The organism is Stenotrophomonas sp. SMYL86 (genome assembly GCF_036320025.1).
Lineage (GTDB): Bacteria > Pseudomonadota > Gammaproteobacteria > Xanthomonadales > Xanthomonadaceae > Stenotrophomonas > Stenotrophomonas maltophilia_A.
In genome coordinates, this window is record NZ_JAWIRU010000002.1 from 97,773 (window position 1) to 104,456 (window position 6,684).

General features: G+C 68.1%; 8 protein-coding genes. 3 read left to right on the forward strand and 5 right to left on the reverse strand.

Features of this window, described 5'->3' with window-relative positions; all coding sequences use genetic code 11:
* Positions 1-149: 149 nt before the first annotated feature.
* The 3 genes from zupT to V3B64_RS03040 form a co-directional block, all read right to left on the reverse strand.
* Entirely contained in the window at positions 150-959 is an 810-nt protein-coding gene (gene zupT / locus V3B64_RS03030; RefSeq protein ID WP_006456115.1) for a zinc transporter ZupT, read from the reverse strand.
* A gap of 98 nt (positions 960-1,057) precedes the next feature.
* Positions 1,058-1,474, reverse strand: a complete 417-nt coding sequence (locus tag V3B64_RS03035; RefSeq protein ID WP_032129663.1) for an energy transducer TonB — start codon at positions 1,472-1,474, stop codon at positions 1,058-1,060.
* Entirely contained in the window at positions 1,471-1,821 is a 351-nt protein-coding gene (locus V3B64_RS03040) for a 4a-hydroxytetrahydrobiopterin dehydratase (RefSeq protein ID WP_006456031.1), read from the reverse strand. The genes V3B64_RS03035 and V3B64_RS03040 overlap by 4 nt, the downstream gene beginning before the upstream one ends.
* Before the next feature lie 90 nt (positions 1,822-1,911).
* On the opposite strand from V3B64_RS03040, the gene V3B64_RS03045 reads away from it, so the two are divergent.
* Together V3B64_RS03045 and V3B64_RS03050 are read left to right on the forward strand one after the other, a co-directional pair.
* The gene (locus V3B64_RS03045; protein ID WP_032129662.1) at positions 1,912-2,511 is read left to right on the forward strand and encodes an NfuA family Fe-S biogenesis protein; all 600 of its coding nucleotides are present in this window, start codon (positions 1,912-1,914) and stop codon (positions 2,509-2,511) included.
* A gap of 10 nt (positions 2,512-2,521) precedes the next feature.
* Positions 2,522-4,288 carry a hypothetical protein gene (locus tag V3B64_RS03050; RefSeq protein ID WP_329913595.1) on the forward strand — a complete coding sequence of 589 codons (1,767 nt, stop codon included), beginning with the start codon at positions 2,522-2,524 and terminating at the stop codon, positions 4,286-4,288.
* A 524-nt stretch (positions 4,289-4,812) separates the two neighbouring features.
* On the opposite strand, the gene V3B64_RS03055 is transcribed toward V3B64_RS03050, so the two are convergent.
* Both V3B64_RS03055 and V3B64_RS03060 read right to left on the reverse strand, forming a co-directional pair.
* Positions 4,813-5,226 (reverse strand): barstar family protein, encoded by a 414-nt coding sequence (locus V3B64_RS03055; protein ID WP_032129660.1) that lies wholly within the window; start codon positions 5,224-5,226, stop codon positions 4,813-4,815.
* Positions 5,226-5,684, reverse strand: coding sequence for a ribonuclease domain-containing protein (locus tag V3B64_RS03060; RefSeq protein WP_329913596.1), 459 nt, complete (start codon positions 5,682-5,684; stop codon positions 5,226-5,228). The genes V3B64_RS03055 and V3B64_RS03060 overlap by 1 nt, the downstream gene beginning before the upstream one ends.
* A gap of 219 nt (positions 5,685-5,903) precedes the next feature.
* On the opposite strand from V3B64_RS03060, the gene V3B64_RS03065 reads away from it, so the two are divergent.
* Complete coding sequence (locus V3B64_RS03065; RefSeq protein ID WP_005410310.1) at positions 5,904-6,515, forward strand: superoxide dismutase; 612 nt, start codon at positions 5,904-5,906, stop codon at positions 6,513-6,515.
* Positions 6,516-6,684: the final 169 nt, after the last annotated feature.

Consider the following 6,684-nt stretch of genomic DNA (forward strand, 5'->3'; position numbering starts at 1 on the left):
GGTGCTGGGGGGCCCCCCGCATGCTGGCGGCCCCCCCCCCCCCAGGGACGGATTCACGGCGTCCCCTGCAAGCCGCCCCCGCCCGTGACCTCTCGATGCTGCGGGACGTACCAGCCGCGAGGGGGCTCAGCCCGTTGGCCGCAAACCCCTCACCACTTGAACAGCACCAGGCTGATCGCCAGCGTGCCCATGCCTGCCACCAGCCCGTACACCGTTTCGTGGCCCTTGGCATAGCGCTTGGCCGCCGGCAGCAGTTCATCCAGCGCCAGGAACACCATCACGCCGGCGATCAGCCCGAACACCCAGCCGAAGGTGGCGTGCGACAGTGATCCGGACAGCAGCCAGTAGCCAAGCGCCGCACCCACCGGTTCGGCCAGGCCGGACAGCAGGCTGGCACTGAACGCGTAGAACTTGTTCTGGGTGGCGAAGTACACCGGCACCGCGATCGCAATGCCCTCGGGGATGTTGTGGATGGCGATGGCGAAGGCCAGCGGCATGCCGACCGACGGACTCTCCAGCGTGGCAAAGAAGGTTGCCAACCCTTCCGGGAAGTTGTGCGCGGTGATCGCGATCGAGGTCAGCAGGGCAACCCGCTTCAGGTACTCGCGGCTGTTCTCGCGGAACGCCGGGTCCTGCTTGTCCAGGCTGTCATGCGGGTTGGGGATGAAGTGGTCGATCAGCACGATCACGATCACGCCCAGCAGGAAGGCCAGAGTGCCGTAGGTGAAGCCGGTGCGCTCGCCATAGGCCAGTGCGAACGAGGCAATGGACTTGTTGAGGATCTCCGACAGCGACACATAGACCATCGCACCGCCGGCGAAGGCCAGGCCGAAGGCCAGCAGGCGCGGGTTGGGGCGGCGCGAGAACAGCACCAGCAGGCTGCCGATGGCGGTGGCCAGGCCGGCCGCGAGGGTGACCGCCAGTGCGATCCAGACATTTTCGGGGGGAATCTGCAGCATGTACCGACGCGGTCCTGGTCAACAGACAACCGCCCCGGATGAACCCGGGGCGGGGAGGGCGAGGCGGGCGTCGGCTGGCCTCGTCGGGGAGCGCGCGATCAGCCGCCGCGGCGCAGGCGTTCTTCGATGGCGAAGCACTGGTCCGGCTTCGGTTGCGGCGGGTTGAAGCTCACCGGCACCTGGATCGTGGCCGGCACGGGCTGGCCGTTGCGGGTGGCGGCATTGAACTGCCAGCCCTGTACGGCGGTCCTGGCCAGCTCGTCCAGCTGGGGGTTGCCGGCGCCGGTCAGCAGAGCCACTTCGCTCGGCTTGCCGTCGGTGCCGATGGTCACCTTGAAGGTGCTGGTGCCGCCCACACCCATGCAGGCCAGCTCAAGCGGGTACTGCGGCGGCGGTGTCTTCACCGCAGCCACTTCGGTGGGCGGCGGCGGTGGTGGTGCCGCTGGTTCGGACGCGCCACAGCCGGCCAGGCCGGTCGCAGCGATCAGGGACAGGCTCAGCAAACGTACGTTCATGGCAGTTGCTCCGTCAGGGCCGAAGTCTTCGCCGCACAGATGAAGTCGTTCTCGCTCAGGCCGCCCACATCGTGGGTGGAGAAGCGCACGACCGCGCGGTCGTAGTGCACGCCCAGGTCCGGATGGTGGTCCTCGCGATGGGCGATCCAGGCCAGCGCGTTCACGAAGGCCATGGTGGCGTAGTAATCCTTGAAGCGGAAGGTGCGCGACAGGGCCTGGCCGCCCTCGCTCAGCTCCCAGCCGGGAATCTGCGGCAGCAGTTCGGCCAGGCGGGCTTCGCCAAGCTTGTGATCGCTGCCTTTGCGCGGCACGCAACGGGCCTGGGCCAGTGGAATCAGGTCGGCCATGGGAATCTCCACCTCGTGTTGACTGAACAATGCGCCGGACGGTGTATAAACCGAATGAGCGGTTGACGCTTACTTGGCTAGAATAGCCTGATGATCCAGATCTCCGACACTGCCCAGACCCATTTCCGCAAGCTGATCGAACGCGAGGGCGTGCCCGGCATGGGCGTGCGCTTGAGTGCGGTCGAGCCCGGCACCCCGCGCGCCGATGCCCGGCTGGAGTTCGCCGAACCGACCGACCTGCTCGGTGACGAGTGGGCGGTGGACTGCGATGGCTTCACCCTCTACGTCGATGCGAGCAGCGTCGGCTGGCTCGATGGCGCCGAGATCGACATCGTCGCCGGCACCGCCGGTACCCAGCAGTTGACCATCAAGGCGCCGCGCATCAAGGGCGAGGCCCCCGGCGATGCCGCTTCGCTGGTCGAGCGCGTGCACTGGGTGGTGGAAAACGAAGTCAATCCGCAGCTGGCCTCGCATGGCGGCAAGGTGGCCGTGCAGGAAGTCTCGTCCGACGGCGTGGTGCTGCTTCGCTTCGGTGGTGGCTGCCAGGGCTGTGGGATGGCCGACGTGACGCTCAAGCAGGGCATCGAGAAGACCCTGATGGGCCGCGTGCCGGGCGTGACCGCCGTGCGCGACGCGACCGACCATGACAGCGGCCACGCGCCGTATATCCCGCGCGGCAACGTCGCCTGACCGCTGACGCGTGCCTCTGACCCGGGCCGAGCAACTCATCGAACTGCTGCTGGCCCGCCAGCAGCCACGGGCCGTCCTCGAGAAGTCCACGCGCCTGCCCTATGGCTGGGCGCTGTGGCTGCGCTCGCTGGGCCCGCTGCCGCGGCCGTTCCACGCCCGCGAAGTGATTGCGGTATTGCTGCCGCGCCCGCTGCCTGGAGCGCCGGGCCAATCACCCCGGCTGTCGCCGTGGCAGGCGCTGCGCCGGTTGTTCTGGCAGGACTGGGACGCTGCGCCGCGCGATCAGCGCTGGATGCGCTGGACCTCGGCGTTGGCCAGCGCGCTGCTGCACCTGCTGTTCTTCATGCTGCTGCTGTGGGTTGCGGTGATCCGCACCACGGCACCGGAAGCAGAGGGCGCCGAAGGCGAGCGTGTGCAGGTGGAATTCGTCGGCCGCGCCTCCCAGGAGGGCGGAGGCGATCAGCCGGGTGCCGAGGCGGCTGCGGCTGCACCGGCCGGCCAGGTTGCCGCCGGCCAGACAGCAGGGGCCGCGACTGCACCTGAGCCGCGTCCTGCGGCCGCGTCGGCGCCTGCGCCTGCACCGGCTCCAGCTCCGACAGCCAGCGTGCCGTCGCCGCCGGCCGAAGCCGAGCCGGCCCCGCTTGCGGCCCCGCCACCGTCGCCGGTGCAGGCCACCGAAGTGGCGCAGGCCAGCACGGATTTCGTGGTGCCGCCGGTCAGCGTGCCGCGCACCGAGGTCAGCATCGTGCCGCGTGACACCACGCCCACGGTGCGCGAGCGCAGCGTGCAGCCGGTGCAGGCGCCGCCAACCCCAACCGCGATGCGTGCGCCGCAGATCGCGGTGCGGACGCCGCAGCTGCGTGACATCCTGGTGCAGGAGCGCGAAGTCAGTACGGTCGATGCACCGGCGGTGTCGCAGCCACTGCGCACGGCCGATGTGCAGGTGCGCGTGCCGCAGCGCGACGTACAGGTGCGCGAGCGTGAAGTGCAGGCGGTGGTCGATCCGCAGGTGCGGATGGCGACCGTCGCCGGTCGTGAACCGGCAGTGCATGCGCCGGCGGGGCGTGACGTACAGGTGCGCGAGCGCGAAGTAGCCTCGGCACCGGTGGCAGCCCCTTCGTCTTCCAGTGGCAATGCACCCGCGGCAACGCCCGCGCCGGCGGCCAATGGCAGCGCGACGCAGGCCAGCAGCAACACTGCGCGGCCTGCTGCATCCAGCACGACCCCGGCCCAGGCCGGAGCGCGCCCGGCCCCCAATCCGGGCAACTGGGCCACGCCCGCCAAGGGCGATGACTGGGGTGCATCGAGCCGCAACCAGGACGGCGCCGATAAGGGCGCCCGCCAGGCCAGTACCAGCGGCAAGGGCAGTGGCCTGTTCAATGCCGATGGCAGCGTCCGCGTGCCGGGCCAGGAAGGCGAGGGGCGTGCCGAGCGCGGTGCGCCAGGTGGCGCCAACGACGGCTGGAGCAAGGAACGCATCGCGCAATCGGGCACCTGGCTGAAGCGACCGCCGTACGACTACACGCCCACTTCGTTCGACAAGTACTGGGTGCCGCAGGAATCGCTGCTGGCCGAATGGGTGCGCAAGGGCGTCAAGGCGATGGAGATTCCATTGCCGGGTACCAGCACGAAGATCTCCTGCGTGATCTCGATCCTGCAGGCCGGTGGTGGCTGTGGCCTGACCAATCCGAACATGCAGGACCAGCCAGCGGTGGCACGACCGCCGCCGGACATCCCGTTCAAGAAAGAGCTGCAGGAAGACAACGGGAGCCGCTAACGGCTCCCGCTGTCCACGCATGTTTCCTTATCCCCGCGCCGTTGGCGCGCCCCCTTGAACAACAAGGGGGCTTTTCGATGGACCCATCGCGGGATGTGACGGCCATGCTGGCGCGCTTTGGTAGGTGCCAACCTTGGTTGGCACAGACGCGCCGACCAAGGTCGGCATCTACCGGAGCACGTGCGCCGACCAGGGTCGGCCTCTACCTGGGTGGTGACCTCACGCGCTCTGCGACAGAAACACCCAGAACGGCAGGTCTCCGCCAACCCACTGGCCGGCCCGCGCTTTGGTAGGTGCCAACCTTGGTTGGCACAGAAGCGCCGACCAAGGTCGGCATCTACCAGGGCATCGACCTCACGCGCTCTGCGACAGAAACACCCAGAACGGCACGTCTCGGCCAACCTGCTGGCCGGCCCGCGCTTTGGTAGGTGCCAAACTTGGTTGGCACAGAAACGCCGACCAAGGTCGGCATCTACCGGATGCACGTGCGCCGACCAGGGGCGGCCTCTACCTGGGTGGTGACCTCACGCGCTCTGCGACAGAAACACCCAGAACGGCACGTCTCGGCCAACCCAGTCGCGGCTGGCTTCGTCCATTACGTCCAGCAACGTGTCGAAATCCTTCTGCGTGGAGGCGCGCAACGTGTCCACGTCGGCCAGGAACAGCGCGTAGCCGTTGGCTGGCAGCCACTGCAGGTCGCGCAGGTTGTCCGACAGTGCATCCCAGTTGCCGCCGAAGCCGGCAGGGAAATCCAGTTGCGCGGCCAGCCGGGCCAGCAGGGTGCGCTTGTCGGCCACGCCTTCCAGGTCGATGCGGATCACCTTCAGCCCGGCATCGCGCATCGCCGCGGCCAGTGCGCCGATGTCGTCGCTGTCGATGGCGTAAACGCCGGCATTGTTGATGTCATGCAGGCCGAGGCCGAAATCATCGTGGCTCATCACTGCGCTCCCTGGGCCGGTACGGTGAAGCTGCGGAACGATTCGTAGTGGTCGTCGGTGTAGTACCACGCCTCCGGCGGATCGCCGCCGGTGACGATGCGGCGAGCGCCACGGGTGCGCGCACCGGGGGTGTCGACGGTGTATTCGCGGTAGTAGCCGCGCGGGCGCTGCGGCAGCTGCTGCTCGCGGTTGCCGAAGGTGCTGCCGTCCTGGCGGTGCGGGAACGGGCCGCCACGCTGGATCAGGGCGATGGTCTGCCGGGCTTCAGCGGGCAGGAATGCGGGCAGGCTGCTGTCGTTGCCGGTTGCGGGCGTGGCCGTGGCCGGCGCGCGCGCGGCAGGCGCGCCCTGCAGGTCGGGCGCGAACTGCGGCGCCGGCGGGCGCTGCATGAAATGGTTGGCGACCAGGCCGAGCAGCAGCAGGGCGATGGCGGTGATCAGCAGCCGGGGGTTGCGCATGGGCAGGGGCGGGCGAGGGTGGTGCGGGCACTGTAGCGCCTGTGCGCTGCACGGTGCATGAGGACGCCGTCGCGTCACTGCTGCGTAACAATTGCCGTCATGCTCACTGGCAGGACGCAATTTCCTTTACATCCCCCTTGGTAATCTGGCGGTCTGTCCCCATCATTCACCGCGCAACGCCCGACACCGTCGGGTGCCCTCGCAATCAGGAGATGCATCATGGCCTATACCCTGCCCAAGCTGTCCTACGCCTACGACGCGCTGGAACCGCATATCGATGCGGCGACGATGGAAATCCATCACACCAAGCATCACCAGACCTACATCAACAACGTCAACGCGGCGCTGGAAGGCACCGAGTACGCTGACCTGCCGGTCGAAGAACTGGTGAAGAAGCTCAAGTCGCTGCCGGAGAACCTGCAGGGTCCGGTGCGCAACAACGGTGGCGGCCATGCCAACCACTCGCTGTTCTGGACCGTGATGGCTCCGAATGCTGGCGGCAACCCGGTGGGCGACGTGGCCAAGGCCATCGACAAGGACCTGGGCGGCTTCGACAAGTTCAAGGACGCCTTCACCAAGGCGGCGCTGACCCGTTTCGGCAGCGGCTGGGCGTGGCTGAGCGTGACCCCGGACAAGAAGGTCGTGGTCGAGAGCACCGGCAACCAGGACAGCCCGCTGATGGAAGGCAACACCCCCATCCTCGGCCTGGACGTGTGGGAACACGCGTACTACCTGAAGTACCAGAACCGTCGTCCGGAATACATCGGCGCGTTCTTCAACGTCATCGACTGGAACGAAGTCGAGCGCCGTTACCAGGAAGCGATCGCCTGATCGCGGTAACGGGATGAACTGAGAAGGCCGGGGGAGACCCCGGCCTTTTCTGTTGCAGGAGTCATTCGGTAGTGCCGGCCGCTGGCCGGCAATCGTGTGGTACCCGAGGAGCCGGCCAGCGGCCGGCCCGACCGATTCCGCGGTGGGCGGGTCGCCCGGGGGGCGCCGG

Excerpts from the sequence above, each read along its gene's own strand:
- zupT (WP_006456115.1), bottom strand. The coding sequence starts at position 959 with ATGCTGCAGATTCCCCCCGAAAATGTCTGGATCGCACTGGCGGTCACC.
- V3B64_RS03035 (WP_032129663.1), bottom strand. The coding sequence starts at position 1,474 with ATGAACGTACGTTTGCTGAGCCTGTCCCTGATCGCTGCGACCGGCCTG.
- V3B64_RS03040 (WP_006456031.1), bottom strand. The coding sequence starts at position 1,821 with ATGGCCGACCTGATTCCACTGGCCCAGGCCCGTTGCGTGCCGCGCAAA.
- V3B64_RS03045 (WP_032129662.1), top strand. The coding sequence starts at position 1,912 with ATGATCCAGATCTCCGACACTGCCCAGACCCATTTCCGCAAGCTGATC.
- V3B64_RS03055 (WP_032129660.1), bottom strand. The coding sequence starts at position 5,226 with ATGAGCCACGATGATTTCGGCCTCGGCCTGCATGACATCAACAATGCC.
- V3B64_RS03060 (WP_329913596.1), bottom strand. The coding sequence starts at position 5,684 with ATGCGCAACCCCCGGCTGCTGATCACCGCCATCGCCCTGCTGCTGCTC.
- V3B64_RS03065 (WP_005410310.1), top strand. The coding sequence starts at position 5,904 with ATGGCCTATACCCTGCCCAAGCTGTCCTACGCCTACGACGCGCTGGAA.